We start from the raw sequence: 26,003 nt of genomic DNA on the forward strand, positions 1-26,003 counted from the left end.
ATTCCACGCCGCCAACCAAGGCCGGTTTGGGCGGGGTCAGTCAGCCGGACCCCGCCCCTGCGTTACGCCTTTTTCCTGCGCCACGGCGCATGTTTATCGACATCGCCCGCCATGATGCAGCCATAGGGCATGATCCGGTCCTGAACCCTGGCCAGATCGAAGTGCTGCATGTCGGCCTGAACCCGCGCCGCATCCTTATAGGCGCTTGGCAGTTCGCTGGCGTCAGCCTCGCCACAATAGAACCGCACGTCCAGCCCCTCGGTTTCCACGCGCACCGCCTGGTCAACGGTCATGTCCAGCGCCCGCAGATGCGCGGTGCGGCTGGTCATGCGCCCGGCCCCATGCGGGGCAAAGTCGCAGCCCGCGCGGCTGACGATCAGCACCGGCTGGCCCATGTTCATCGGAATCGCCATCAGGCCATCGCTGTCGGGCATGAATTTGGGGTTCATCGGCGTGGCCCCCTTGGCGTGCCAGAAATCATCTCCGTCACGAAACACAAAGTTATGTTCGTTCCACAGCCGGTCCGAACAGCCGAACCTGTCCACCAGCACCTGATGCAGCACCCGGTGATTATGTTTTGTCCAGTCACGGATGATCTGAAGCGCATTCCAGTAATCCTGCCCCTGAGGCGAATCAAAGGGAATCCATGCGTTCTGTTTCAGCGTATCGGGCGAAAGTTTCGTGCGGAACTGTTCCGCCACCTTCATGCCCGCCTTATACAGCAGCGCGCCCGGCTTGCGCGAACCGTGATGCGTTACCAAAGCGGCCTCGCCGGTATTTTGCGACACACCGACAAAGGCGAAATGGTTGCCGTCGCCTTGCGTGCCAAGGTGATGCTGCGCCGCATCGAGGATTTGCGGATCGGACAGAAAAGGATTATCCGCCATGGCGCGGCGCAGATCATCGGGCAGCGGAAACCGCCCGTCCTTGCGCCCGCCATAGCCGAAATGCGTTGCCTCGTGGATCGTGTCCAGCACGTCGCCCGGATCGGCCGAGCCAAAGCGCGTCACCATCATCGAACAGCAAATATCGGCCGAGTGCATCCCCGGATGGATCGCCCCCCTGGCCCGCGCCACGCCGCCCACCGTAATCGTGCCCAAGCCCCCGGTCGGGCAGGCGTCAGGCATCAGATAGGCCGCGCTGATCGTCGGGGTTTTCGCCATTTCCAGCATCGACGCATAAGAGGCGTCGAAATTGCTGCCGGTTTCTGTCGAATATACCGTGACCGGGCTGCTTTCCAGCGGCATATAAACCGGCACCAGCGCATCACAAACCGCCCGGATCGCCTCGTCCGAGGTCAGACCCTGTGCGTTGATTTGCTCCAGTGCGGTTTTGAACCATGCGCCGGGTTTATAGCCAAGCGCGGTCAGGTGTTTTCCCGTAATATCCATCGCGCGATACCTTGTTAATCACAGAGCGGCGCTTTTAGCGGTAAAATCCGGCTGCGTCGAATGTCTATTCAGGCAGGTTGGGGGAATATTTCAGCGCAGATCGCGCAGCACACCGGGGATTTGTTCGGGCAGATCGTCCGCGATCAGGCCGGGGCCATGGCGGCGGGCTGCCTGCGCGTGGATCAAGGTGCTAGTGGCAGCGGCCTCGAGCGGCGGCAGGCCGCGCGCCAGCAGACCGGCAATGATCCCGGCCAGCACATCGCCCGCGCCTGCGGTGGCCAGCCACGGAATATCATAGGCCGAATGAATCACCGCGCGGCCATCGGGCGCCGCTATCACCGTATCAGGGCCTTTCAACAGCACCGTTGCACCACAGCGGGCGGCTGCATCGCGCGCGGCCTCCAGTTTCGAATAGGGCGATGTCATCCGCGCCGTCCATTGCTCCGTGTCGGAGTTTCGCGATCCGTTCAGCCGCTCGGCCAGATCGGGGAACAGGCGCGCGAATTCGCCCCCGTGCGGGGTCAGCACGCAATCGCGGTGCAGCGGTTGCGGGTCGCGCGCCCATGCCGTCAGCGCGTCGGCATCCAGCACGCAGGGACGTTTGCTGGCCAGCACCGCCGGCACCAGCGCCGCCGCGCGATCCACGCCGCAGCCGGGGCCAATGGCAACGGCGCTGATACGTTTATCTGTCAGCAGCATGGCCAGCGCGTCGGCATCATCATCCACCCCGCGCCGCATCAAGGCATCAGGCGGGCCGCTGTGGTCGATCAGTGCCGAACGCGGCGGCGCGATCGTCACCAGCCCCGCCCCGATCCGCAAGGCGGCACGGGCGGCAAGACGGGCCGCGCCGCCTTGGCCGATGCCGCCCGCGATGATGACGGCATGGCCGTGCGTGAACTTGTGACCGTTGCGCTTGGCAAGAGCGCCGGAGCCTCCGGCGGGGATATTTAAGGACCAAAGATGCGGGGCGGGGCGCCAGGGGGTGATACCGATGTCGGCGATCACCAACTCGCCGCAGACTTCTGGCCCGCGTTCCAGCAGGTGGCCGGGCTTGGGGCTGTCGAAGGCGACGGTCAGGCGGGCATGCAGGTCGAAGTCGCCGGATTCGCGCGGCTGGCCCAGAAAGCTGCCGCTGTCGAGGCACAGCCCCGACGGACAATCCACCGCAACAATGCGCGGTCGGTAAGAGGCCCGGTCTTCGCCGCCACCACCCATATGGTGCAGGATCGCCTGAATCTCGCCCGTGGGTGCGCGGGTCAGGCCGGTGCCAAAGATGGCATCGACGTAAACATCGGCATCCTCGCGGCGCAGTTCGGTTTCGGTCAGCGGCAGGATCGGCCCCATCCCGGCCCATTTCCGCCGCATTTCAGCCGCGTCCGGGCCGGAGCTGTTATCCATCCCCAGCACCCGCATCTGCCAGCCCGCCTGCGCCAGATGCCGCGCGATGACATAGCCGTCGCCGCCGTTATTGCCCGGCCCGCACAACACGGTGGCGCGCCCCGGCCTGGGCCAGCGCAGGCGGATATGACCGGCAACGGCGGCGCCCGCGCGCTCCATCAGGGTCAGCCCCGTGACCTGACCGCTGCTGATTGCGGCGGATTCGGCGGCGCGCATTTGGGCGGTGGTCAGGATTTCGGTGCCTTGCAACATGAATCTGCCTGTTTTTTGAGCTGACTGCCTGAATTGCGGGCGGTTTGGCCGGGTTCTGACGGGTCACGGCACCATAGCCACGCCGCCGCATTTACCCCCCGCATGAAACCCGCCAATCAAGGCTCAGGCAAGCCGCGAAAAGGGATCAGAGCCGATGAAAAAGGTCGAGGCGATCATCAAGCCGTTCAAACTGGACGATGTGAAAGAGGCGCTGCAAGAAGTGGGGGTGCAGGGCCTGTCCGTAACCGAAGTCAAGGGCTTTGGCCGGCAAAAGGGGCATACCGAACTGTATCGCGGGGCGGAATATGTCGTTGATTTTCTGCCCAAGGTGAAAATCGAAATGGTGCTGCCCGACGATCAGGTCGATGCCGCCATCGAAGCCATCGTCACCGCCGCCCGCACCGAAAAAATCGGCGACGGCAAGATTTTCGTGATGCCGGTCGAACAGGCAATCCGTATCCGCACCGGCGAAACCGGCGACGACGCCGTGTGATCCGCCGCACTGAATACCTATCGCCCGTGATGCGGGCATCCAGGAAGGAAAGAAACAGATGAAAGTCAAAGACGTTCTTGATCTGATGAAGAATGAGGAGGTCGAATATGTCGATATCCGCTTCACCGATCCCAAGGGCAAATTGCAGCATGTGACGCTGGTCGCTGATCTGGTCGATGAAGATTTCTTTGAAGAAGGCTTTATGTTCGACGGCAGCTCTATCGCGGGCTGGAAATCCATTGACCAGTCGGACATGAAACTGATCCCGGATCCGGCCAGCGTTTATATCGACCCGTTTTATGCTGAAAAAACCATGTGCATTCATTGCAACGTGGCAGAGCCAGACACCGGCGAAGCCTATTCGCGCGACCCCCGCGGCACCGCCGTCAAGGCCGAGGCTTATCTGAAATCGACCGGCATCGGTGACGCATCCTATTGGGGCCCCGAGGCAGAGTTCTTTCTGTTTGACGACGTGCGCTATTCGGTGACTCCGCAAAAGGTTGCCTATGAAATCGACGCAGCCGATGCGGCGTGGAATACCGACAGCGAATATGAAATGGGCAACCAGGCCCATCGCGCGGCGCATAAGGGCGGCTATTTCCCGGTGAACCCGATCGACGCCGGTCAGGATATTCGCGGCGAAATGCTGTCCACGATGAAGCGCATGGGCATCAAAGTGGATAAACACCACCACGAGGTCGCCACCGCGCAGCATGAACTGGGCATGATCTTTGGCGGGCTGGTCGAACAGGCCGACAATATCCAGAAATACAAATACGTCATCCATAACGTCGCCCACGCCTATGGCAAATCGGCGACCTTTATGCCCAAGCCGATGAAAGGCGATAACGGGTCGGGGATGCACGTTAACATGTCGATCTGGAAAAACGGCAAGCCGTTGTTTGCAGGTGACAAATACGCCGATCTCAGCCAAGAGGCGCTGTGGTTCATCGGCGGCATTCTGAAACACGCCAAGGCGCTGAACGCACTGACCAACCCTTCGACCAACAGCTATAAACGGCTGATTCCGGGCTTTGAGGCGCCGGTGCTGCGGGCCTATTCGGCGCGCAACCGCTCGGGCTGCGTGCGTATTCCGTGGACCGAAAGCCCCAAAGCCAAGCGGGTCGAAGCGCGTTTCCCTGATCCGTCCGCAAACCCCTATCTGTGCTTTGCCGCGCTGCTGATGGCCGGTCTGGACGGGATCAAGAACAAGATCGACCCCGGCCCGGCATCCGACAAGGATCTGTATGATCTGCCGCCCGAAGAACTGGCCGAAATCCCCACCGTCTGCGGCTCGCTGCGCGAGGCGCTGGAGGAACTGGAAAAAGACATGGACTTCCTGCTGGCGGGCGATGTATTTACCCGCGACCAGCTGGAAGGCTATATCGCGCTGAAGTGGGAAGAGGTTTACGCCTACGAACACACGCCGCACCCGGTCGAATACGCGCTGTATTACAGCTGCTGATCCACGAACTGGCCTAGCCTATTCTACAACAGGCGCCCGTAAGGGCGCCTGTTTTTTCCACACAGCCAGCCCGTTTCGTTTCAATTCAAATTGACATTCAGTCAGATTGCGCGGGCAAGCAACGGACCTGAGATTATCACATCAAAAAGGCCGTATGCGGGCATTTAAATCAAAATCCCGCAGCAAATCGCTTCAAGCAAAACGGGCATCACCGCCAGAGTAATGCCCGTTGCGCCGCCCCCGATTATCCCAGCCGATAGTTCGGGCTTTCCCGCGTGATCTGCACATCATGGACGTGGCTTTCCTTAAGCCCCGCGCCGGTGATGCGCACGAATTCGCAGCCGCCGCGCATTTCATCCACCGTGCCCTTGCCGGTATAGCCCATGGCGGCGCGCAGCCCGCCGACAAGCTGGTGGATCACGGCGGCGGCACTGCCCTTGTAGGGGACTTGTCCCTCGATGCCCTCGGGGACCAGCTTGTCGCTGGCCGCGTCTTTTTGGAAATAGCGGTCGGCGCTGCCGCGTGCCATCGCGCCAAGCGATCCCATGCCGCGATAGGATTTGAAGCTGCGCCCCTGATACAGGATCACCTCGCCGGGCGATTCATCGGTGCCGGCGATGGCGCTGCCCACCATGGCGCAGCTTGCACCCGCCGCGATGGCCTTGGCGAAATCGCCCGAGAATTTGATGCCGCCATCCGCAATCACCGGGGTATCGCCCGCCGCTGCCGCCGCATCCATGATCGCAGTCAGTTGCGGCACGCCGACGCCCGCGACGATGCGCGTGGTGCAGATCGACCCCGGCCCGATACCGACCTTGACGGCATCGGCCCCGGCACCGATCAGGGCGCGCGTCGCCTCGCCCGTGGCGACGTTGCCTGCGGCGACCTGCACATCATTCGACAGCGACTTGATCCGTTCAACGGCGCGCGCCACCCCTTCGGAATGGCCATGCGCCGTGTCGATCACCAGCAGGTCAACGCCCGCCTCGATCAGCGCCTGCGACCGCTCGAACCCTTCGTCGCCCACGGTCGAGGCTGCGGCAACCCGCAGGCGGCCCAACTCATCCTTGCAGGCCAGGGGGTTCAGCACCGCCTTTTCCGTGTCTTTCAGCGTCAGCAGCCCGGTCAGCCGCCCCTGCCCGTCCGTCACCAGCAGCTTTTCGATGCGGCGGGCTTTCATCAGATTGATCGCCTCGGAACGGTCGGCGGGTTCGCGCAGCACGGCCAGATTGTCGCCGGTCATCATCACCCGGACCGGCGTTTTATCGTCGCTGGCAAAGCGCATGTCGCGGTTCGTCACGATGCCGACAACCAGCCCCGTGTCGTCCACCACCGGAAAGCCGGTGACGTTAAAGCGTTCCTGCAACGCCTTGGCATCGGCCAGCGTCTGGTCGGGGCGCAGCGTGATCGGGTCATAGACGACGCCGGATTCGAACCGTTTGACGCGCCGCACTTCGTCGGCCTGTTGCTGAGCGGTCAGGTTGCGGTGGATCACCCCCAGCCCGCCAGCCTGCGCCATCGCAATCGCCATGCGGCTTTCGGTGACGGTATCCATGGCGCTGGACAGCAAAGGGATGTTCAGAGCAATGCGCTGCGTGACGCGCGTCGTGACATCCGCCGTCGAGGGCATCACCGTCGAGGCGGCAGGCACCAAAAGAACATCGTCAAAGGTCAGGGCCTCGCGAATCTGCATGGGACGCTCCGTGCTGGGGTTCGTTTGGCAGTTTCCCCTTTCATGCGGGGCGGGAATTGTCCAGCCCCGCCGAACGTGTCAGGCGATGGCGGCGTTCGTCTTGACCGCCAGCCTGCCGCGCGCCCAATCGCGCAGGATCAGAAACAGGATCGGCGAGATGGCCAGCGTCGCCGCCAACAGCAGCAGCCCGGCCACGATCCGCGCGCCCGGCAGACCGCCTTGCGTCAGCGCCAGCCATGCCCCCGCACTGGCCGACAGGGGAAAGGTAAACGCCCCCCACATCGGCGAAAAGCCCGACGCCAGCAGCCAACGGGCCGACAGCAGCAACGCCAGCACCAGCAGCAACCCGGCCACCGCCGAGACGGCTGCCACTGTGTCATGGCCCAGCCCGGCTGCAACCATTGCGATCAGCGCGAACGGCGCGGCGTGAACAGCCAGCAGCGGGCGCAGCGGTGCGGGCGGGGCAACTGCGGCGAACTGCCGCGCGCTGATCGCCCAGATCGCCACCGCAGCCACCAGCGAGGGCCACAGCAGCGCCGCAGCCAGCCCCGGCCAGCCCAGCGACAGGGCAACCTTGGCCGCGACCAGAAACCCGGCCCAGTTCAGGTGCCACACCGGCGAAACGCGCCTTTGTTCAGCCGGACCATTTCGCAGCACCGACAGCAGCACGGCCAGTGTCACCCCATGCAGCGCCATGGCCAGCAACAGCAGCCCGCGCGCCAGCCCCGGCGCATAGGGCACCAGCACCCCGGCCAGCAGATACAAAGCCAGGACCCCCGCCGCCACACCGGCACGACCGGGCAGGATTTTCAATTCATCCGCCAGAACGGCAGGCCGCCAGCTCAGCTTGACGGCATAGGTCAGCGCCGCGAACAGCGTCAGCAGGCTCAGCGCGCCTGCCCCCGCCTCGACCAGCCCGGTATTCAGCGCGAAAACCGCCACCGCATCGCGCCACGCCAGCACCAGCTCCAAAGCCCCCAGCACCGGCACGAAAATCAGCGGCGGCACCCGGCGCCAAAGGCCGGCTGGAACAGTTTTCGGCATGGCAAAGCGCATGGTCGTCATCCTTTGGGAAGTAGCATTCAAACCTGAACGATTAGTTAAGATGCGTCAGGGCGTTGCGCCAATGACACGATGCCGCGGCAGAGCTGCACCAAACGTAGCGTCATACGCAGGCGATAATTGATTCGTAGCATTATCGGGTTAGGCTGACAGCAATGCAAAAAACGAATCCGTCTTTGGGAGGAACGAGAATGAAATCCGCGTTGAGGGGCATTGCGGCACTGATGCTGTCCGCCGCACCAGTCGTGGCCGGCGGGCTTGAGCGTGCGCCCCAGTCCATCGCCATCCTGTTCGAAGAAGGGAACTACGCCGAACTGGGCTTTGGCCGCGCCAAACCCAGCGTGTCGGGGCAGGATACGGCAATGTTCGGCGCCAGCAATTTTGGCAATGTCAGCTCAGCGTATAATTTCTTCTCGCTGGGGTATAAGCACCAGTTTTCGCCGAATCTGTCGGCGGCGTTCATCATCGAACAGCCCTTTGGTGCCGACATCCTGTATCCGGCGGCCTCCATCGCGTTTGGCGGAACGGCTGTGACGGTCGATTCGACCACCTACACCGCGCTGCTGCGCTATAAATTCGACAACAATTTCGGCGTTCACGGCGGCCTGCGGGGCAGCACGGCGGATGGCAGTGTGACGCTGGCCGGCATGGCCTATTCATCGCTCGACGGCTATAATGCCACGCTGGACAGCGACACCGGCTGGGGTTACGCCATCGGCGCAAGCTGGGAAAAACCGGAAATCGCCGCCCGCGTGTCGCTGACCTATAACTCGCCGATCACGCATGATTTCCGCACGGTGGAAACGCTGGACGGCAACCCGATCAACCCGGCGGGGTCGTCCAATACCGAAATCGACACGCCGAAATCGTGGAACCTTGAGTTCCAGACCGGCGTCGCCCCGGATACGCTGGTGTTCGGCTCGATCCGCTGGGTGGAATGGTCGGCCTTCCGGGTTGAGCCGATCGTCTTTGCCAACATGTCCAGCCCCTCGACCGGCCAGCCCCTGGGCAGCCTGGTCGAGCTTGAGGATTCGACCACCTACACCCTGGGCGTGGCGCGCAAGTTCACCGAAAACTGGTCGGGCGCTGCATCGTTCAGCTGGGAAAAATCGGGCAGCGATCTGGTGTCGCCGCTGGCACCGACGAACGGACGCCGGGGCATCACGCTGGCCGGGATCTATACGCAGGACAACCTCAAGATCACGGCGGGGATCAACTATACCAAGCTGGGCGACTCGACCCCCTCAACGGCGGACACCGCGCGCGCGGTGGTGGCGGATAATGATTTCGTCGGTGTCGGCATCAAGATCGGCTACAGCTTCTGATCGCACGCCAACGTCCGGGCGGCCCCCCCGGCAACAGCAACGCAAGGCCCCGCCCGCGACGGCGGGGCCTTTTGCCTGCCGCGCCGCTGGTGTCACGCAGCCCCGTTGCCCGGCAGCACCCCTGCCCCTTTCCCCCGGACGCTCGCTGCACTAGATTTCCGGCGCGGCGGCGAATGGGGCACGGCATGATTTACGGCAGCGGGCAAGACTGGCGGGACGCCCAGAACAAACGGGTGGCGCTGTTTGGCATGTCGGGCCTTGGCAAGACCTATCTGTCGGCCATGCTGCGCGATACCGGCGACTGGTTCCACTATTCGGTCGATTATCGGATCGGCACCCGCTATATGGGCGAACTGATCGCCGACAACTTCAAGCGCGAGGCGATGAAAGTGCCGTTTCTGCGCGAATTGCTGCTGTCGGATTCGGTCTATATCGGCAGCAATATCACCTTTGATAACCTTGCGCCGCTGTCCACCTATCTGGGCAAACCCGGCAGCCCGACGCGCGGCGGCCTGCCCTTTGATGAATACTGCCTGCGCCAGCGACAGCACCGCGCGGCCGAAATCGCCAGCCTGCTGGACACCGGCCACTTCATCGCCCGCGCGCAGGATATTTACCGCATCCCGCATTTCGTCTGCGACACCGGCGGATCAATCTGCGAGGTGGTGGACCCGGCAGACCCCGACGATCCCGTGCTGTCGGCACTGGAATCGGAATTGCTGCTGGTCTGGATTCAAGGCTCGGACGCCCATACCGCCGAACTGGTGCGCCGCTTTGACCGCGCGCCCAAGCCGATGTATTACCAGCCCGAGTTTCTGGAAAAGGCGTGGGTGGCCTATCGGGTTGAAAACGGCCTGACCGAAGATCAGGTAAACCCCGACGATTTCATCCGCTGGACCTATTGGCGCGCCCTTGCGCATCGTCAGCCGCGCTATGCCGCCATGGCGCGCCGTGGCGTTACCGTGCTGGCCGAGGAGGTCGCCGAAACCCGGAATCTGGCTGATTTCATCGACCTGATCGCCCGCGCCATCGACCGCAAGAAAGACTGATCCATGCCTATTACCCTGCCCTCTGACCTGCCCGCCTTCGACATTCTGTCGCAGGAAGGGGTGATGGTGATGACGCCGGGGCGCGCGGCCATGCAGGACATCCGCCCGATCCGCATCGGCCTGCTGAACCTGATGCCGAAAAAGATCCAGACGGAAAACCAGTTCGCGCGACTGGTGGGGGCGACACCCTTGCAGATCGACTTTCAACTGATCCGCATGTCCGACCACGAAAGCCGCAACACCGCCGCCGACCACATGGCCAGCTTTTACCGCACCTTCCGCGAGGTCGAGGCGGCGGGCGAAAAGTTCGACGGCCTTATCATCACCGGCGCGCCGGTCGAAAAGCTGCCGTTCGAGCAGGTCACTTATTGGGACGAGCTGACCCGCGTCTTTGACTGGACGCAAAGCCATGTGCATTCGACCATGGGCGTCTGCTGGGGCGGCATGGCGATGGCGTGGCATTTCCACGGCCTGCCCAAGCATCTTTTGCCGCACAAGGCGTTCGGCTGTTTCCGGCATCACAATCTGGCCCCCGCCAGCCCCTATCTGCGCGGGTTTTCCGATGACGTGCTGATGCCGGTCAGCCGCTGGACCGAGGTGCGCCAGCCCGATGTTCAGGCCGCGCCGGGCCTGACAACCCTGCTGGGCAGCGAGGAAACCGGCCCCTGTCTGGTGCAGGACGCGGGCCACCGGGCGCTGTATGTGTTCAACCATCTGGAATATGATTCCACCACGCTGAAAGAGGAATACGACCGCGACGTAGCGGCGGGCAAACCGATCAACGTGCCGCTGAATTATTACCCGGATGACGACCCGTCGCAGCCGCCTTCGAACCGTTGGCGCAGCCATGCGCATCTGCTTTACGGCAACTGGATCAACGAGATTTATCAGACCACATGGTTCGACATGAACCGGATCGGGGAACCGCAGCCATGACCGAACAGACCATCCCCTATGTCGGCGACATTACCGCTTTTCTGGAAAAGGCGGCGCCCAAGGATCTTCGCAAGGCAATCGAGGGCGCGGGCAAGCGCGACATTCTGGACCCCGCCTATCCCTATGACCAAGAGATGGGCAAAGACGAATACAAACAGCGCATGGACGAACTGCAATTGCAGCTGGTTCGGATGCTGTTTGACATCAACCACACCGGCAAGCGGCTGGTCGTCGTGTTCGAGGGGCGCGACGCTGCAGGCAAGGGCGGCACGATCGAGGTGATGCGCGGCAATCTGAACCCGCGCAGCGCCTATATCGTCGCCCTGCCCAAACCGACCGAGCGCGAGGCCGGGCAGTGGTATTTCCAGCGTTATATCGACTGGCTGCCCGCTGCGGGCGAAATGGCGCTGTTTGACCGAAGCTGGTATAACCGCGGCGTGGTCGAGCGGGTGTTCGGCTTTTCCACCGCGCAGCAGCGGGACGCCTTTTTCCGGCAACTGCCTGCCTTTGAACAATCGCTGGTCGATGACGGCATTGTGCTGGTCAAGCTGTGGCTGAACGTGGGCCGCGCCGAACAGTTGCGCCGCTTTCTGGATCGCGAAAAAGACCCGCTGAAACAGTGGAAGCTGTCGGGCATCGACGTGAACGGCCTTGCCCTGTGGGATGAATACACCGCCGCAATTCAGGATACGCTGTCGCGCAGCCACTCGCCTCTGGCACCGTGGACGGTGATCCGCTCGGATGACAAGCGCCGCGCCCGGATCGCCGCGATCCAGACGGTGCTGAACGCGGTCGATTTCGCCGGCAAGGACGAAGCGATCATCGGCGCCCCCGACCCCGCGATCACCGGCGGGCCAGAGATCATCGGCGCATGATCCGCGCGGCAATCCTGTGGGTGGCCCTGTCCCTGCCCGTGGCGGCGCAGGGTCTGCCCGACTGGCAGCACACCAGCATCAACGACTTCGCCGCCGTGCTGAGCGCCGAGGATACGCAGATTCTGGATCAGGCGCTGATCGCCCTGCATGACGGCACCGGCGTTCAGGGCACCGTCGTCACGCTGAGCGACCGCGCCCGCTATGGCGGTTCAGACGGGCTAGAGCCGTTCGCGACCCGGCTGTTCAACCACTGGGGCGTCGGCGATGCGGAACGCAACGACGGCTTCATGGTGCTGCTGCTGACCGACGACCGCGAGGTGCGGATCGAACTGGGCGCGGGCTATCCGGCGGCGGCTGATCGCGTGGCCGGGCAGATCATCGACGACACCATGCTGCCCGATTTCCGCGCCGGGAACATGTCGCGCGGTGTGCGGGAAGGAACGCTGGACGTCATCCAAAGGATCGCGCGGCCTCATGCAGCGGGCGAGCAGGTCGCGCCGTCGCGCGACGGGCTGGGCTGGCTGATCCCGGCGGGGGTGTTTGCCTTCTTTGGCTTTGTCATCGTGCAGATCGGGCGGGGGCTGATCGGTAACCTGCTGCGCGCCCGTCAGCCCTGCCCGCAATGCGGCGGTGCCGGGCTGATGCAGGAAAGCGAAACCGTGGGCGACGCCCTGCCCGGCGGCACCCCCACAACGCGCCGGGTCATCTGGCGGCGCTGCACCCGCTGCGGCTGGACCAGCCCGCGCGAAACCCGGTCATCGCCGGTGTCCTCACCCAGACCACGGCGCAGCCGGGGCGGCGGCTTTGGCGGCGGGCGATCATCGGGCGGCGGCGCTTCGGGGCGCTGGTAATTTTCAAGGGAGAGAGACATGGAACTGAGCAAGACACGCGCCATCATCACCGGCGGCGCATCCGGCCTTGGCGCGGCAACGGCAGAATATTTCCGCAAGATGGGCGCACAGATCATGGTGCTGGACCACGATCCCAAGGGCGCGGCCTTTGCCGACAGTATCGGCGCGGGCTTTGCCGAAACCGATGTGACCGACGAAACCAGCGTGCAGGCCGCGATCAAGGCCGCCACCGAACGGATGGGTGGCATCGACGCCTGCGTGAACTGCGCGGGCATCGTGATCGGCGAGAAAACCGTGGGCCGTGACGGCGCGCACAAGCTGGACAGCTTTCGCCGCGTGATCGAGGTGAACCTGATCGGCACCTTCAACGTGCTGCGTCTGGCGGCCGAGGCGATGTCGGCGAACCCAGGCCCCGAACGCGGCGTCATCGTCAACACCGCCAGCATCGCCGCCTTTGACGGTCAGGCGGGTCAGGCCGCCTATGCCGCATCCAAGGCCGCCATCGCCGGGATGAGCCTGCCCATCGCCCGCGATCTGGCCCGCAACGGCATCCGCGTCTGCGCCATCGCACCGGGCACCTTTGGCACGCCGATGCTGCGCAGCCTGCCGCAGGATGTGCAGGATTCGCTGGCCGCCGAAGTGACCTTCCCCAAACGTCTGGGCGAACCCGAAGAATATGCCCGGCTGGCCGCCTTCATCATCGAATCCGGTTACATGAACGGCGAAACCGTGCGGCTGGACGGCGCGCTGCGGATGCGCTGACCGGCCCCCGGATGCCGCAGTATCACCCTTGCGCGGCATCCGGCCCACCAGTAGCGTCAGGCTCAAAGAACACACGGAGGTTCCATGAAACTGCGCCATCTTTGCCTGACCTCGGCCTTGGCCGCGCTGACCGCGCCCGCCTTTGCCGCCGACCCCGAACTGACGGTCTTTGACTGGGCCGGCTTCGAGGAGCCTGACATCTATCCCGCCTATATCGAAAAGCACGGCACCGGCCCGACCTTCGCCTTTTACGGCAATGATGACGAGGCATTTCAGAAACTGGCATCAGGGTTCCGGGCCGATGTGGCGCATCCGTGCAGCCAGATGGTGTCGAAATACCGCGACGCCGGCCTGATCGAGCCTTGGGACGTGTCGCGCATCCCCGAATTTGACAACATCGACTCGCGTTTTCTGGAATCAACGGTCATCAGGGATGACGAAGGCGTGTGGTATATCCCCGCCGACTGGGGCGTAACCGCCGTTGCCTATTCCAACGAAAAAGTCCCGGCCGAGGATGTGTCCACGCTGCAAGTGTTCGTGAACCCCGACTATCAGGGCCGCACCTCGCTGCCCGATTCGTCGGATGACGTGTGGGCACTGGCCTATCTGGCCACCGGCACCACCGATTGGGACGATGTGACGGACGAGGAATTCACCAGGGCCGCCGACTGGTTGCGGCAGGCGCATCAGAACGTATCGGCCTATTGGGCTGACCCGGCGCAGATGACGCAGATCATGGCATCCGGGGCCGCCGATGTGGCGTGGTCGTGGAACGATGGCGTGGTTTACCTGCGCGACGACAATTACGATGTCGGCTTTCAGCGCGAAGCGACCGAGGGCAGCTCGACCTTTTACTGCGGCTGGGTGAACCTGAAGAACGCTCCGGGCAGCGAAGACAAGGCGTATGATTTCATCAACGCCTGGATCGCCCCCGAGGCCGCGCGCGGCCTGTATGACAAGATCGGCTATGGCTCTACCAACAATCGCGGCATGGAAACCCTGTCGGCCGAGGAACTGGAACACGCGGGCCTGTCGTCCATCGACGTGCCGATTCTGGCCCAGACCCCGAACGACCCGGAACAGCGCCAGCGGCAACTGGCCGAATTTGAACGCATCAAGGCCGGGTTCTGAAACGACAAAGGGCACCCTTGCCGGGCGCCCTTTTCACCCTTGGCGGGAGTGATTAGCGGTTTTCGCCCGTCACCGGGTCCAGCCGCAGATCGACCTTGGCACCAGCGGTGGTGCGGTATTCGACGTCCCAATAGCCGTCATCATCCCAATCGACTTCCTTGATATAGGCCAGTTCGGCACCGGCCTGATTTTCGATCAGCGCCACAACGTCGGACAGCTTCATCGAACCGGCGGGCGGCGCGGTGTCAGCAAAGGCCGTGCCCGCGATCAGAGTGGCCGGAATGGCGGCAGCGGCAAAAATCTTGACAAACGACATGATGTCTTCCTTTCAGTCTTAATGACCCGCCGTTAACGCATCACCAGCCGGGATATTCCATCTGATGTTCCATCCGCCCGACCCTTGCGCGGAAACACGCTGCGCCCTATGTTGGGTCTGTTCGGGGCAACCCGGACTATGGACATAAACGCGCAGGTAATAAGCGGATCGGACCCGGGGGCGGTACCCGGCGGCTCCACCAGATCACCCTCGTTGGGGGAACATGGGGCCGAAACAGGATCGACGAACGTCTAAAGCTGTTTGCTTTGTCTCGGTGAGCTACCACCGTTATCGGTGCAAAATGTACAGTTGCCAACGACAACCGTGCTCCGGTCGCTCTGGCTGCGTAAGCAGCTCGAAAGACCGAAACTTAAGTCCTTACGCCTAGCAGCCTAAGGCGGGGTCCGCAGGAACCTGGCAACAGAATCCTGCACCTTTCCCCCGTATTTGCGCCCCTGCCCGCCACGTTCGCGTGACGTTCCGCGCCCATTATGTGCATACATATTTCACCTGCAATCCGCCCCTTTTCAATCGCAGCCACATGCCTATGCTGGCGCAAGGATTTTCAACCGGGGGAACGGGATGACGCGCGGAATCGATTATGGCAGCATGATGCATCGGGCGATGCAGGGCCTGATCGCAGATGTGCTGCGGGGCGTCGCGCAGAACGGCCTGCCGGGGGAACACCACTTCTTTATCACCTTCGACACCCGCGACGAAGGCGTGCAGATCGCCGACTGGCTGCATGAGCGTTACCCCGACGAAATGACCATCGTTATCCAGCACTGGTTTGAAAACCTCAGCGTCGATGACGAAGGCTTTACCGTCACGCTGAACTTTGGCAACTCGCCCGAGCCGCTGCGCATTCCCTTTGACGCGGTGCGGACCTTTGTCGATCCCTCGGTCGAATTCGGCCTGCGATTCGAGACGCAGGAACCTGACGAGGACGACAGCGAAGACGAAGAACCCGCCCCCGTTGACGACACCCCCGACGATACGCCCAAAGGCGGCGGCGAGGTTGTCAGCCTGGACAAGTGGCGGAAATAGCCCGTCACACCCCTGTCACCCGGCTGCGATAGCCCTGATGCGACACTGTTGCAAAAGGATCATCAATGTCGGATCTCGGCCTGTTTCTGACCCAGTTCATCCGCCGTCCTTCTGAAATCCGTGCCGTGGTGCCAACCGGCCGTGCCGCCGCGCGAGAAATGGCGCGCGTCATCCGCCCCGACATGCCCGCCGTGGCGGAAATCGGCGCGGGCACCGGCACCATCACCCGCGCTATCCTGAACCGCGGCCTGCCCCCCGCCGCGCTGGAATTGTATGAACTGAACGCCGCCTTTTGCGACCGCCTGCGGCAATTGTTCCCCGGCACCCGCGTCCACAACCTGCCCGCACAGGAAATGGTGAACGTGGGGCGGCGCGATCTGGATGCGGTGATTTCCGGTGTGCCGGTGCTGGCCCTGCCCGACGACATCCAGACCGCCATCATCGGTGCCGCGCTGAGCATGATGCGCCCCGGCGCGCCGTTCGTGCAGATCACCTATGGCCCGAACCCGCCACTGTCCGAGAGTGTGCGCAACCGTTTCGGGCTGCGCCATGACAAAAGCCCGCGCATCTGGGCCAACCTGCCCCCGGCGCAGGTCTATGTGTTTCACCAGTAAGGAACTGTTCAGCATACCATCGCATACTGATTGCGAATCCACCCTTCAACGGCTAAAACCCGGCGAAACCGTAAGGGAGCGATGCCATGACCAAGACCACCCGGACCGAAACCGACAGCTTTGGCCCGCTTGAGGTGCCCGGCGACAAATACTGGGGCGCGCAGACGCAGCGTTCGATCCAGAACTTCCCCATCGGCTGGGAACGTCAGCCGGTCGCCATCGTCCGCGCCCTTGGCGTCATCAAACAGGCCGCCGCGCAGGTGAACATGGCCACCGGCAAGCTGGACCCGGCCATCGGCAAGGCCATGGTGCAAGCCGCATCCGAGGTGGTCGAGGGCAAGTTCGACGACAACTTTCCGCTGGTCGTCTGGCAAACCGGGTCGGGCACGCAGTCGAACATGAACGCGAACGAGGTTATCAGCAACCGCGCGATCGAAATTCTGGGCGGCGAGATGGGCAGCAAAAAGCCCGTCCATCCCAACGATCACTGCAACATGGGGCAGTCGTCGAACGACACCTTCCCGACCGCGATGCACGTCGCCATCGGCATGGTCGCCCGCGACGTGCTGATCCCCGGCCTTGAAAAACTGCACGCCGCACTGGCCGCCAAGGCCGAGGAGTTCAAGGACATCATCAAGATCGGCCGCACCCACACACAGGATGCCACACCCCTGACGCTGGGTCAGGAATTCGGCGGCTATGCCCATCAGGTGAAAATGGGGATCGAGCGGGTCAAGATGTGCCTGCCGCAGATCTATGAACTGGCGCAGGGCGGCACCGCCGTCGGCACCGGGCTGAACACCCAAAAAGGCTGGGATACTGCGATTGCGGCGGAAATCGCCAAGATCACCGACCTGCCTTTCGTGACCGCCCCCAACAAGTTCGAGGCGCTGGCCGCCCATGACGCGATGGTGTTCTTTTCCGGCGCGCTGAAAACCGTCGCCGCCAGCCTGTTCAAGATCGCCAATGACATGCGGCTGCTGGGGTCCGGCCCGCGCTCGGGCCTGGGCGAGCTGATCCTGCCGGAAAACGAGCCGGGTTCCTCGATCATGCCGGGCAAGGTCAACCCGACGCAGGCCGAGGCACTGACCATGGTCTGCGCCCATGTCATGGGCAATGATGCGGCGGTCGGCTTTGCCGGGTCGCAGGGGCATTTCGAACTGAACGTCTATAACCCGATGATGTCCTATAACGTCATCCAGTCCATGCAACTGCTGGGCGATGCGGCGGGGTCGTTCACCGATAACATGGTCGCCGGGACCCAAGCGAACGTGGCCCGCATCGACAAGCTGATGAAGGAAAGCCTGATGCTGGTGACGGCACTGGCCCCGACCATCGGCTATGACAACGCGACCAAGGTCGCCAAAACCGCGCATAAGAACGGCACCACCCTGCGCGAAGAGGCGGTCGGGCTGGGCTTTGTGACCGAAGACGAATTCGACCGCATCGTTCGCCCGGAACTGATGGTCGGCCCCGAAGACTGATCGCAAGGGGCGCGGCACAGACCGCGCCCTTATTCCCTGAACGGAACGGTCACAAGGCATCTGCGTGCGGGCACTTGCGGCCCGTGCGATTGCGCCAGCCAAAAAGGTTAACGCCCCCCGCTTCGCCATGCCGACCGGCCAGGCTCTGCCCCCTCTCGACCGCCAGCTAATCTGCTGGCTGGCCATAGGCATCACGCTGCTGGCTGTTTCGGGTGCCGTGCCGTGCTATATTCGCCGCAAGAACGCCCCTGCATCTTATGGCCCATCACGCTGTCCCCGGTGGAACAATGAACAACGTCATCAATCTGCGGCAGGCCCGAAAATCGCGCGCACGCACCGACGCCCGCCGCACGGGCGATGCGAACGCGGCAAAATTCGGTCGCACCAAGGCCGAAGTCGCCGCTGAAACAACCCGAAAGAACCGGGCGTCGAAATCTCTTGACGGCCACCGGATCGACAAGGACGACCCGGCCTAACCCAGCCAGTCTGGCGCAACCGCTGCTTGGCCAAAGTCAAAAATCAGTTCGTCGCATAGGCCAGACCACTCGGCCTGCGATGCAGGTTCAGACGCCGACGGCGGTTCGGTCTGCCCGTCCGCCCCACCTTGGGTCAGACACGCATCAGTGGCGTCAAAACAAAAGTCAGACCACTCTGGGTAGAAAAAACTTGCCGCTGCGTCATCCTGCGACGCTTTGGGGCTGGCCCATTTCTCTACAATGTTGTTCAATATTCTCATATCGCTAGCCCGATTACCCTTTTATCAGCCCGGTTCTGGGCCGGCGAATGAAGCTGACTTGAGGTATCGCATGAAACGAACCGAATCGGTTCAGAAAGATAACGAGCATTTGAACGAATCCGTGGCCGCGGCGCTGGTTCTGCCGATGCTGGATGCCCCGGCCAAGCGTTCGGTGACGATCGGCGGGCACCGGACTTCGGTTTCGCTCGAAGATGCCTTCTGGAAGGTTCTGGGCCAGAAAGCGCGCGAATTGGGCCGCCCCCGCGCCGCGCTCATCGCCGAAATCGACCGCAAGCGCCCGCCCGAAGTCGGCCTGGCCACCGCTTTGCGCCTGTTCGTTCTGGACTCGGTTCAGAACCACGACCCCGCATAAGCTGACGCCTGCGGCGCAGACGAATCACCCCCGCCGCAACCACGCCCGGCCGGGTGATCTGCCGGCCATCAGGCTGCATTGCTTGCTGGTATCCTTGGATTTGCAGCGATAGGATGGCCGCGCCCAAACGGTCGGGAGCAGGTCTGGCGCCCTGTAACCTGACCATGGGGCAAGCATTGCGGGGACGGAACGGCGGTGACAGCAAACGATGACATGGAACAGGCGGGGGCTTTGGGCCGGCAGGCACGTCACACGCGCGTCAACCGATGCAGGATCAACCGCTGATGGCCCGCTCCTGCCCATACCCGCCACGGACCACCGCATGAGCGGCAGCACCCCGCAGGTCATCGCCGTGGTCGGGCTGTCCGGCTCGGGCGTTTCGACGCTGATGAAGGCCGCCGCCGATCGCATGGCCGGGCGCGTGTCGATTGTGCGCCGCGTCATCACCCGCCCCGCCGAACCCGGCGGCGAAAACATCATCAGCACCGAGGAACGCGCCTTCACCGCCCTGCAAAAGGCCGGGCTTTTCGCGGTGTCGTGGTATGCCTACGGCATGTCCTACGGCATCCCGAAAAAGCTGCCCGACGCGCCGGTGGTTCTGGCCAATATGTCGCGGCTGGCCTTGGCCGAGGCAGCGGCGGCCTTTCCCGGCCTCGCCGTGATCCATGTCACCGCCCCCGAACCCCTGCGCATCGCGCGGCTGACGGCGCATGGCCGCGACAACCCGCGCGAACTGGCCGCACGAATCGGCCGAGGCCCCGAATTCGACCGCCTGAACCTGCCAGTTCACGACATCGACAACTCCGCCGAACTGGAAGCCGCGCTGACAGATTTCTGCAACGCCATCGACAGGATTTGCGGCACATGATTTTGGCCAATGCCGAACTGATCCTGCCCCACGGTGTCATGCGCGGCGCCCTGCATGTGGAAAACGGAGTGATCGCCGACGTCACGCCGGGCACGACAGTCCCAGTCGGTGCCATAAACTGCGACGGCGACTATGTGGCCCCCGGCCTTGTGGAACTGCATACCGACAATCTGGAACGTCATATCCAGCCCCGCCCCGGCGTTGACTGGCCCCACGCGGCGGCGATCATCGCGCATGACGCGGAACTGGCCAGCGTCGGCATTACGACCGTGTTCGACGCCATGCGCATCGGCTCGATCCCCGGCGAAGGCGGCGATGACACAAGCTATGATCCCTATGCCCGCCCTCTGGCCAGCGAGCTGATGGCCGTCCGCGCACGCGGCGCGCTGAAGATCAGCCATTTTCTGCACCTGCGGGCCGAGGTCTGCTCGGAAACCCTGATCGCGGAACTGGACGAATTTTCACCCGATGATCGCGTCGGCATCGTCAGCCTGATGGATCACACCCCCGGCCAGCGACAGTTCCGCGACATAGCCAAGCTGGCGCAATATGTGCAAGGCCGCCATCGGCTCAGCGATCAGCAATTCGCCGAACACGTTCAGCGCCTGCAAGACCTGCGCGCCCGCTACGGCGACCAGCACGAGGCCGCCGCCGTCGCCCTGGCCCACCGCCTTGGCGCAGCTTTGGCCAGCCATGACGACACAACGGCGCAACAGGTCGCGACCTCTGCGGGATACGGCGTCCGGCTGGCGGAATTCCCCACCACGCCCGAGGCCGCAGCCGCCTGCCACGATCACGGCATCATGGTGATGATGGGCGCACCGAACCTGATCCGGGGCGGATCGCATTCCGGCAATGTCGCCGCCGCAGAACTGGCGCAGGCAGGGCTGCTGGACATCCTGTCATCCGACTATGTGCCCGCCGCGCTGCTGTCAGGCGCACTGCGGCTGGCGGCGATCTGGGGCGGCGACATGGCCCGCGCCATCGCCTGCGTCACCCAAAACCCGGCCCGCGCCGCCGGCCTTACGGATCGCGGCGCATTGACGACCGGCCAACGCGCCGACCTGATCCGCTTTGGCGTAATAGACAGCGACACGCCGGTGCTGCGCGGGGTCTGGGCGCGCGGGCTGCGGATCTAGCAAGCCACCCCGCCAACCTGACACCACGCCCCCGCTTCCTGTTTGCCTAAATACGCACCTTGGGGCGCGATCCCTCGCAACCTCGGCAAGCTCGGGTCAGATGTCCGGCATCAGCCGCCGATACATGTGCCAGCTTGCGTGCCCCAGCACCGGCAGCGCAACGAACAGCCCCAGAAAGAACGGGATGAAACCCGCGAACAGGATCGTCGCAATCGTCATCGCCCAGGCCAGCATCGGCCCCGGATTCATCAGCACCGCCCGAACCGAGGTGATGATGGCGGTGATGAAATCCACCTCGCGTTCCAGCAGCAAGGGCAGCCCGACCACGGTAAAGCTGAACAGCACCGCCGCAAAGCCTGCGCCGATGATCGAGCCGACCAGCAACATCATCAACCCACGCCCCTGATACAACACCTCGGGCGAACTGGTGATATTGGTCAATGCCGACACGCCCATGAACAGGGCAAAGATCGTATGCGCGACAAAGACCCAGAACATGAACAGCAGCAGAATCACCATCGCCATGGACGGCATCTGCCGGTCTTTTTGCGCAAAGATGACGCCCGCGACCGACGGCCAGTCCAGCCGCTCGCCCGCCTCGATCCGGCGGCTGACCTCATACAGACCGACGGCGGCAAAGGGCGCGATCAGCGGAAAACCGGCGATGAACGGGATCAGCCACCATTCCTGCCCGGCCGCCAGGGCCACCGCCATCAGCACCAGCCCGCCCGCGACGTAAAAGGCCGAAAACAGCAGGCCAAAGGCCGGAGCGCGGCGAAAATCGCGGATGCCGTCCATCAGCGAGGCCGAAACGGCGTCGATGCCGATCTGCACCGGCTCGGGGATAATGTCGGGGCCGCGCGGCTGGCCCGGTCCGGCTGGGGCGCGCAATGGCATGTCGTCGTTGATGTCGGTCATGGCAGATCCTCCCTTGACCAAAAGGCTAGGGGCAAGCCGCGCAGCGATCAACGGATTTGTCAGCCGAACTTTTCGGTCAGCGCCTGCGACACCGGCGGGGTGACGAATTTCGACACGTCCCCGCCCAGCCGGGCAATTTCCTTGACCAGTTTCGAGGCAATCGCCTGCCGCCGCGCATCGGCCATCAGGAACACCGTCTCGACCGTCGAATCAAGCGCGCGGTTCATGCCAACCATCTGAAACTCATACTCGAAATCGGCCACCGCCCGCAGGCCACGCACGATGATCGAGGCCCCCACATCGCGCGCGCAGTCGATCAGCAGGTTTTCAAACGGATGCACGATAATTTCGCCGCCGGTCTGCCGCAAAATCGCATCGCATTCCGCGCGCACCATGGCCACGCGCTGTTCCAGACTGAACAGCGGCCCCTTGTCGCGGTTGATGGCGACGCCGATCACCAGCCGGTCCACCAGCGCCATCGCGCGCTGAATGATGTCGATATGGCCAAGCGTGACCGGATCGAAAGTGCCGGGGTAAAATCCAATGCGCATGGGTCCGTCCTGCAATGCCTTTGCCAAGGGAAAGCGGATATTGGCGGCAAAGACAAGGGCCAGCACCCCTGCCCCGCATCATCGCAGGCAGGATATGCTGCCCTGATCCCCGGTGGCGCGACCCTGCGCCGGTGGTAAAAGACGCGGCTCAGTTCCCCATAATCATGCCGGTCAGGGCCTCGCGCTCGGCCGCAAGTTCTTGCAGGCGGCCCGAGACCGCATCACCGATCGACACGACGCCCAGCATATGCCCGTTGTCATCCACCACCGGCATGTGCCGGAATCGCCCCTGCGTCATGCGTTGCAGCACCGTCAGCGCGTTTTCCGCGACCGTGCAGGTCTGCACCGATGCGGTCATGATCCCGCTGACCGGCTGATCCAGCACGCCCGGCCCGTTTTTGCCGATCTGGCGCACGATGTCGCGTTCCGACAGGATGCCCGCCGGTGTCTGACCATCGGCGGACACCACCACCGCCCCGATCCGATGTTCCGCCAGCAGGCGGGCGGCGTCGGCCACCGTCGCGTCGGGCTTGATGGTCATGATCGCATCTGCGTTAACGCCCGGCTTGTCGGAACCATTCTTGAGCGCGAGTATCTGATTGACCAGCATGACATTCCTCCGGTGTCGCGTATGGGTTGAGTGCATCATGTTCGGCGGTCGGGGCACCCGTCAAGTGGGACGATCGGCCTGCCGCGCGGCAAGAGCCTCCAGCCGCGTCACCTCGCGCCGGATGGCGATGGCCAATGCCTCGGCCAGACGGGCCAGACGGGCCGAAGCGCGGTCATCGGCATGGCGCAGCAACCAAAAGCTGCGGGTCAGCGAGATCTGGTCGGTCAGCACCCGCCGCACCTCGGGCGCAAAGGGGATGGCAAAGTCATGCACGATCCCCAGCCCCGCCCCCGCCCGGATCGCCTGCATCTGCACCGACACCGAATTTGATGCGACAGCCGCCGTTTCGGCTCCGGTTTCGGCCAGATAGTCCAGCTCGCGGTCAAAGATCATGTCGGGGATATAGCCGACAAAGCGGTGCCCGCGCAGGTCGGCGCGGCTTTTGATCGGCGGATGCGCGGCCAGATAATCGCGCTGCCCGGCCAGATGCAGCCGGTAATCGGTCAGCCGCTGCACCACCAGCCGCCCGGTTTCGGGCGGGCTGACGGTGATCGCCATATCCGCCTCGCGGCGGGACAGGCTGATGACGCGGGGCAGCGCGACGATCTGGATTTCAAGGCCGGGATGGGCCGCGCACAGGCTTTGACAGATTTGCGGCAGCAGATAGTTGGCACAACCATCGGGCGCACCGATGCGCAACTGCCCAGTCAGCCCGGCGGCGGGGGTGCCGACCTCGGCGGCAGCGGCAGCGGCCTGTTCGGCGGTTTCGGCAGGGGCGATCAGCCGCTGGCCGCGTTCAGTCAGCGTATAACCCTGCGGCGTTTTCACGAACAGCGCCGCGCCAAGGCCGGCTTCCAGCCGCGCGACCCGCCGCCCCACGGTCGATGCGTCCATCCCCAGCCGACGCCCCGCCGCCGACAGGCTTTCGCCGCGCGCCACCGCCAGAAAGATGCGCAGATCGTCCCAGTCCACCACCGCCTCCTTTGCATAAATGCAAAACCCTTTTGCCAGCATTCCCCTTTGCGCGGCATTTCCGCAAGGCTATTGTGCCGCCAACACGCAAAGGAGGATGCGATGAAAGAGATTGGCCACTGGATCGACGGCAAGGAAGTTGCAGGCAAATCCGGCCGCTTTGCCGATGTGTTCAACCCGGCGACGGGCGAAGTTCAGGCCCGCCTCGCGCTGGCCAGCGACGATGAAATGGCCCATGCCGTCGCCCGCGCCGCCGAGGCGCAAAAGGCCTGGGGTGCGACCAACCCGCAGAAACGCGCCCGCGTGATGATGAAGATGGTCGATCTGATTAACCGCGACATGGACAAGATGGCCGAAGTGCTGTCGTCCGAACACGGCAAGACCTTCCCCGACGCCAAGGGCGACATCCAGCGCGGGCTGGAGGTGATCGAGTTTTGCGTTGCCGCCCCGCATTTCATGAAGGGCGAATTCACCGATGGCGCCGGTCCGGGCATCGACATGTATTCGATGCGCCAGCCGCTGGGCGTGGTCGCGGGCATCACGCCGTTCAACTTTCCCGCCATGATCCCGCTGTGGAAGATGGGTCCGGCACTGGCCGCCGGGAACGCCATGATCCTGAAACCGTCCGAGCGTGATCCCTCGGTCCCCTTGATGCTGGCGAAACTGTGGCAAGAGGCGGGCCTGCCCGATGGCGTGTTGCAGGTCGTCAACGGCGACAAGGGCGCGGTGGATGCCATCCTGAACAGCGATGTGATTCAGGCGGTGGGCTTTGTCGGCTCGACCCCGATTGCGCAGTATATCTATGAAAACTGCGCCCGCACCGGCAAGCGTAGCCAGTGCTTTGGCGGCGCCAAGAACCACATGATTATCATGCCCGACGCCGATCTGGATCAGGCGGCAGATGCGTTGGTCGGGGCCGGTTTCGGCGCGGCGGGCGAACGCTGCATGGCGATCTCGGTTGCGGTGCCGGTGGGCGAGGAAACCGCCGACAAGCTGATCGAAAAGCTGGTCCCCAAGATCGAGGCGCTGAAGGTCGGCCCCTATACCGCCGGCAATGATGTGGATTACGGCCCCGTCGTGACCAAGGCGGCCAAGGAAAACATCCTGCGGCTGGTGGAAACCGGCGTCGATCAGGGCGCGAAGCTGGTGGTCGATGGCCGCGATTTCAGCCTGCAAGGGTATGAGAACGGCTTTTTCGTCGGCCCGCATCTGTTCGATAACGTGACCACCGACATGGACATCTACAAGACCGAGATTTTCGGCCCGGTCCTGTCCACCGTCCGCGCGAAATCCTATGATGAAGCGGTCGATCTGGTGATGAACCACGAATACGGCAACGGCACCGCGATCTTTACCCGCGACGGCGACACTGCCCGCGATTTCGCCAGCCGCTGCAATATCGGTATGGTGGGCATCAACGTGCCGATCCCGGTGCCGCTGGCCTATCACACCTTTGGCGGCTGGAAAAAGTCGGGCTTTGGCGACCTGAATCAGCACGGCCCGGACGCTTTCCGCTTTTACACGCGGACGAAAACCGTCACGTCGCGCTGGCCCTCGGGCATCAAAGAGGGTGCGGCCTTTAACTTCAAGGCGATGGACTGATGCAGACGGCCCCGGTTCGCCGGGGCCTTTTGCCATGGCGTTGGTCAGGGGTATGACGGCAGGCTGACGCGCCTTTTCGTTCTGGTGCAT

The 26,003-nt window shown here is 63.5% G+C and carries 26 protein-coding genes and 1 other RNA gene; 18 read left to right on the forward strand and 9 right to left on the reverse strand.

Translation table 11 applies throughout. The annotated features are described in order from the left end of the window. Positions 1-62: 62 nt before the first annotated feature. Together Q4G14_RS09880 and Q4G14_RS09885 are read right to left on the reverse strand one after the other, a co-directional pair. Positions 63-1,391, reverse strand: a complete 1,329-nt coding sequence (locus tag Q4G14_RS09880; protein WP_303361578.1) for an RtcB family protein — start codon at positions 1,389-1,391, stop codon at positions 63-65. Between the two features lie 90 nt (positions 1,392-1,481). After that, complete coding sequence (locus Q4G14_RS09885) at positions 1,482-3,041, reverse strand: NAD(P)H-hydrate dehydratase (RefSeq protein WP_303361579.1); 1,560 nt, start codon at positions 3,039-3,041, stop codon at positions 1,482-1,484. 154 nt (positions 3,042-3,195) lie between these two features. Here Q4G14_RS09885 and Q4G14_RS09890 point away from each other — a divergent pair, with 154 nt between their 5' ends. Together Q4G14_RS09890 and glnA are read left to right on the forward strand one after the other, a co-directional pair. Further along, a complete protein-coding gene (locus tag Q4G14_RS09890) occupies positions 3,196-3,534 on the forward strand; it encodes a P-II family nitrogen regulator (protein ID WP_303361580.1) in 339 nt (112 codons plus the stop codon). Positions 3,535-3,592: 58 nt separating this feature from the next. After that, on the forward strand, positions 3,593-4,999 hold the full coding sequence (gene glnA, locus Q4G14_RS09895; RefSeq protein ID WP_303361581.1) for a type I glutamate--ammonia ligase: 1,407 nt from the start codon (positions 3,593-3,595) through the stop codon (positions 4,997-4,999). Between the two features lie 244 nt (positions 5,000-5,243). Here glnA and guaB read toward each other — a convergent pair whose 3' ends face one another. Both guaB and Q4G14_RS09905 read right to left on the reverse strand, forming a co-directional pair. Next, positions 5,244-6,692: an IMP dehydrogenase gene (gene guaB / locus Q4G14_RS09900; protein ID WP_303361582.1), complete on the reverse strand. Its 1,449-nt coding sequence runs from the start codon at positions 6,690-6,692 to the stop codon at positions 5,244-5,246. A 78-nt stretch (positions 6,693-6,770) separates the two neighbouring features. After that, positions 6,771-7,700, reverse strand: a complete 930-nt coding sequence (locus Q4G14_RS09905; RefSeq protein ID WP_303361583.1) for a tellurium resistance protein — start codon at positions 7,698-7,700, stop codon at positions 6,771-6,773. A gap of 245 nt (positions 7,701-7,945) precedes the next feature. On the opposite strand from Q4G14_RS09905, the gene Q4G14_RS09910 reads away from it, so the two are divergent. From Q4G14_RS09910 to Q4G14_RS09940, 7 genes are all read left to right on the forward strand, one after another. Beyond that, the gene (locus Q4G14_RS09910) at positions 7,946-9,079 is read left to right on the forward strand and encodes an OmpP1/FadL family transporter (protein WP_303361584.1); all 1,134 of its coding nucleotides are present in this window, start codon (positions 7,946-7,948) and stop codon (positions 9,077-9,079) included. Positions 9,080-9,264: 185 nt separating this feature from the next. Continuing rightward, positions 9,265-10,128 (forward strand): ATPase, encoded by an 864-nt coding sequence (locus Q4G14_RS09915; protein ID WP_303361585.1) that lies wholly within the window; start codon positions 9,265-9,267, stop codon positions 10,126-10,128. Between the two features lie 3 nt (positions 10,129-10,131). Beyond that, positions 10,132-11,064, forward strand: a complete 933-nt coding sequence (metA, locus tag Q4G14_RS09920) for a homoserine O-succinyltransferase (RefSeq protein ID WP_303361586.1) — start codon at positions 10,132-10,134, stop codon at positions 11,062-11,064. Beyond that, positions 11,061-11,939, forward strand: a complete 879-nt coding sequence (gene ppk2, locus Q4G14_RS09925; RefSeq protein ID WP_303361587.1) for a polyphosphate kinase 2 — start codon at positions 11,061-11,063, stop codon at positions 11,937-11,939. Before metA ends, ppk2 begins: the two co-directional genes overlap by 4 nt. Then, positions 11,936-12,790 (forward strand): YgcG family protein, encoded by an 855-nt coding sequence (locus Q4G14_RS09930; RefSeq protein ID WP_303361588.1) that lies wholly within the window; start codon positions 11,936-11,938, stop codon positions 12,788-12,790. Before ppk2 ends, Q4G14_RS09930 begins: the two co-directional genes overlap by 4 nt. Before the next feature lie 18 nt (positions 12,791-12,808). Beyond that, positions 12,809-13,552: an SDR family NAD(P)-dependent oxidoreductase gene (locus Q4G14_RS09935; RefSeq protein ID WP_303361589.1), complete on the forward strand. Its 744-nt coding sequence runs from the start codon at positions 12,809-12,811 to the stop codon at positions 13,550-13,552. Positions 13,553-13,636: 84 nt separating this feature from the next. Then, positions 13,637-14,683 carry a PotD/PotF family extracellular solute-binding protein gene (locus tag Q4G14_RS09940; RefSeq protein WP_303361590.1) on the forward strand — a complete coding sequence of 349 codons (1,047 nt, stop codon included), beginning with the start codon at positions 13,637-13,639 and terminating at the stop codon, positions 14,681-14,683. Positions 14,684-14,735: 52 nt separating this feature from the next. On the opposite strand, the gene Q4G14_RS09945 is transcribed toward Q4G14_RS09940, so the two are convergent. Further along, positions 14,736-14,999: a PepSY domain-containing protein gene (locus Q4G14_RS09945; protein ID WP_303361591.1), complete on the reverse strand. Its 264-nt coding sequence runs from the start codon at positions 14,997-14,999 to the stop codon at positions 14,736-14,738. 80 nt (positions 15,000-15,079) lie between these two features. Here Q4G14_RS09945 and ssrA point away from each other — a divergent pair. From ssrA to Q4G14_RS09985, 8 genes are all read left to right on the forward strand, one after another. Further along, positions 15,080-15,434: a transfer-messenger RNA gene (gene ssrA / locus Q4G14_RS09950) on the forward strand. A 147-nt stretch (positions 15,435-15,581) separates the two neighbouring features. Beyond that, positions 15,582-16,046, forward strand: a complete 465-nt coding sequence (locus Q4G14_RS09955) for an SspB family protein (protein WP_303361592.1) — start codon at positions 15,582-15,584, stop codon at positions 16,044-16,046. A gap of 65 nt (positions 16,047-16,111) precedes the next feature. Continuing rightward, complete coding sequence (locus tag Q4G14_RS09960) at positions 16,112-16,660, forward strand: class I SAM-dependent methyltransferase (RefSeq protein WP_303361593.1); 549 nt, start codon at positions 16,112-16,114, stop codon at positions 16,658-16,660. Between the two features lie 86 nt (positions 16,661-16,746). Beyond that, on the forward strand, positions 16,747-18,144 hold the full coding sequence (fumC, locus tag Q4G14_RS09965; RefSeq protein WP_303361594.1) for a class II fumarate hydratase: 1,398 nt from the start codon (positions 16,747-16,749) through the stop codon (positions 18,142-18,144). Positions 18,145-18,431: 287 nt separating this feature from the next. Then, positions 18,432-18,620, forward strand: a complete 189-nt coding sequence (locus Q4G14_RS09970) for a DUF4169 family protein (RefSeq protein ID WP_303361595.1) — start codon at positions 18,432-18,434, stop codon at positions 18,618-18,620. Positions 18,621-19,025: 405 nt separating this feature from the next. Next, positions 19,026-19,253 (forward strand): ribbon-helix-helix domain-containing protein, encoded by a 228-nt coding sequence (locus tag Q4G14_RS09975; protein WP_303361624.1) that lies wholly within the window; start codon positions 19,026-19,028, stop codon positions 19,251-19,253. A 322-nt stretch (positions 19,254-19,575) separates the two neighbouring features. Then, entirely contained in the window at positions 19,576-20,121 is a 546-nt protein-coding gene (locus Q4G14_RS09980; RefSeq protein ID WP_303361596.1) for a phosphonate metabolism protein/1,5-bisphosphokinase (PRPP-forming) PhnN, read from the forward strand. Further along, positions 20,118-21,260, forward strand: a complete 1,143-nt coding sequence (locus Q4G14_RS09985) for an alpha-D-ribose 1-methylphosphonate 5-triphosphate diphosphatase (protein WP_303361597.1) — start codon at positions 20,118-20,120, stop codon at positions 21,258-21,260. Before Q4G14_RS09980 ends, Q4G14_RS09985 begins: the two co-directional genes overlap by 4 nt. Before the next feature lie 96 nt (positions 21,261-21,356). On the opposite strand, the gene Q4G14_RS09990 is transcribed toward Q4G14_RS09985, so the two are convergent. The 4 genes from Q4G14_RS09990 to Q4G14_RS10005 form a co-directional block, all read right to left on the reverse strand. Continuing rightward, entirely contained in the window at positions 21,357-22,178 is an 822-nt protein-coding gene (locus Q4G14_RS09990; protein ID WP_303361598.1) for a DUF2189 domain-containing protein, read from the reverse strand. 59 nt (positions 22,179-22,237) lie between these two features. Further along, a complete protein-coding gene (coaD, locus tag Q4G14_RS09995) occupies positions 22,238-22,729 on the reverse strand; it encodes a pantetheine-phosphate adenylyltransferase (protein ID WP_303361599.1) in 492 nt (163 codons plus the stop codon). Between the two features lie 148 nt (positions 22,730-22,877). After that, entirely contained in the window at positions 22,878-23,339 is a 462-nt protein-coding gene (locus Q4G14_RS10000) for a CBS domain-containing protein (RefSeq protein WP_303361600.1), read from the reverse strand. 60 nt (positions 23,340-23,399) lie between these two features. Beyond that, positions 23,400-24,311, reverse strand: coding sequence for a LysR family transcriptional regulator (locus Q4G14_RS10005; protein ID WP_303361601.1), 912 nt, complete (start codon positions 24,309-24,311; stop codon positions 23,400-23,402). Between the two features lie 102 nt (positions 24,312-24,413). On the opposite strand from Q4G14_RS10005, the gene Q4G14_RS10010 reads away from it, so the two are divergent. Continuing rightward, a complete protein-coding gene (locus tag Q4G14_RS10010; RefSeq protein ID WP_303361602.1) occupies positions 24,414-25,913 on the forward strand; it encodes a CoA-acylating methylmalonate-semialdehyde dehydrogenase in 1,500 nt (499 codons plus the stop codon). The last annotated feature ends 90 nt before the right edge of the window (positions 25,914-26,003 follow it).

Origin of the sequence: Paracoccus sp. (in: a-proteobacteria) (assembly GCF_030538755.1) — a bacterium.
Lineage (GTDB): Bacteria > Pseudomonadota > Alphaproteobacteria > Rhodobacterales > Rhodobacteraceae > Paracoccus.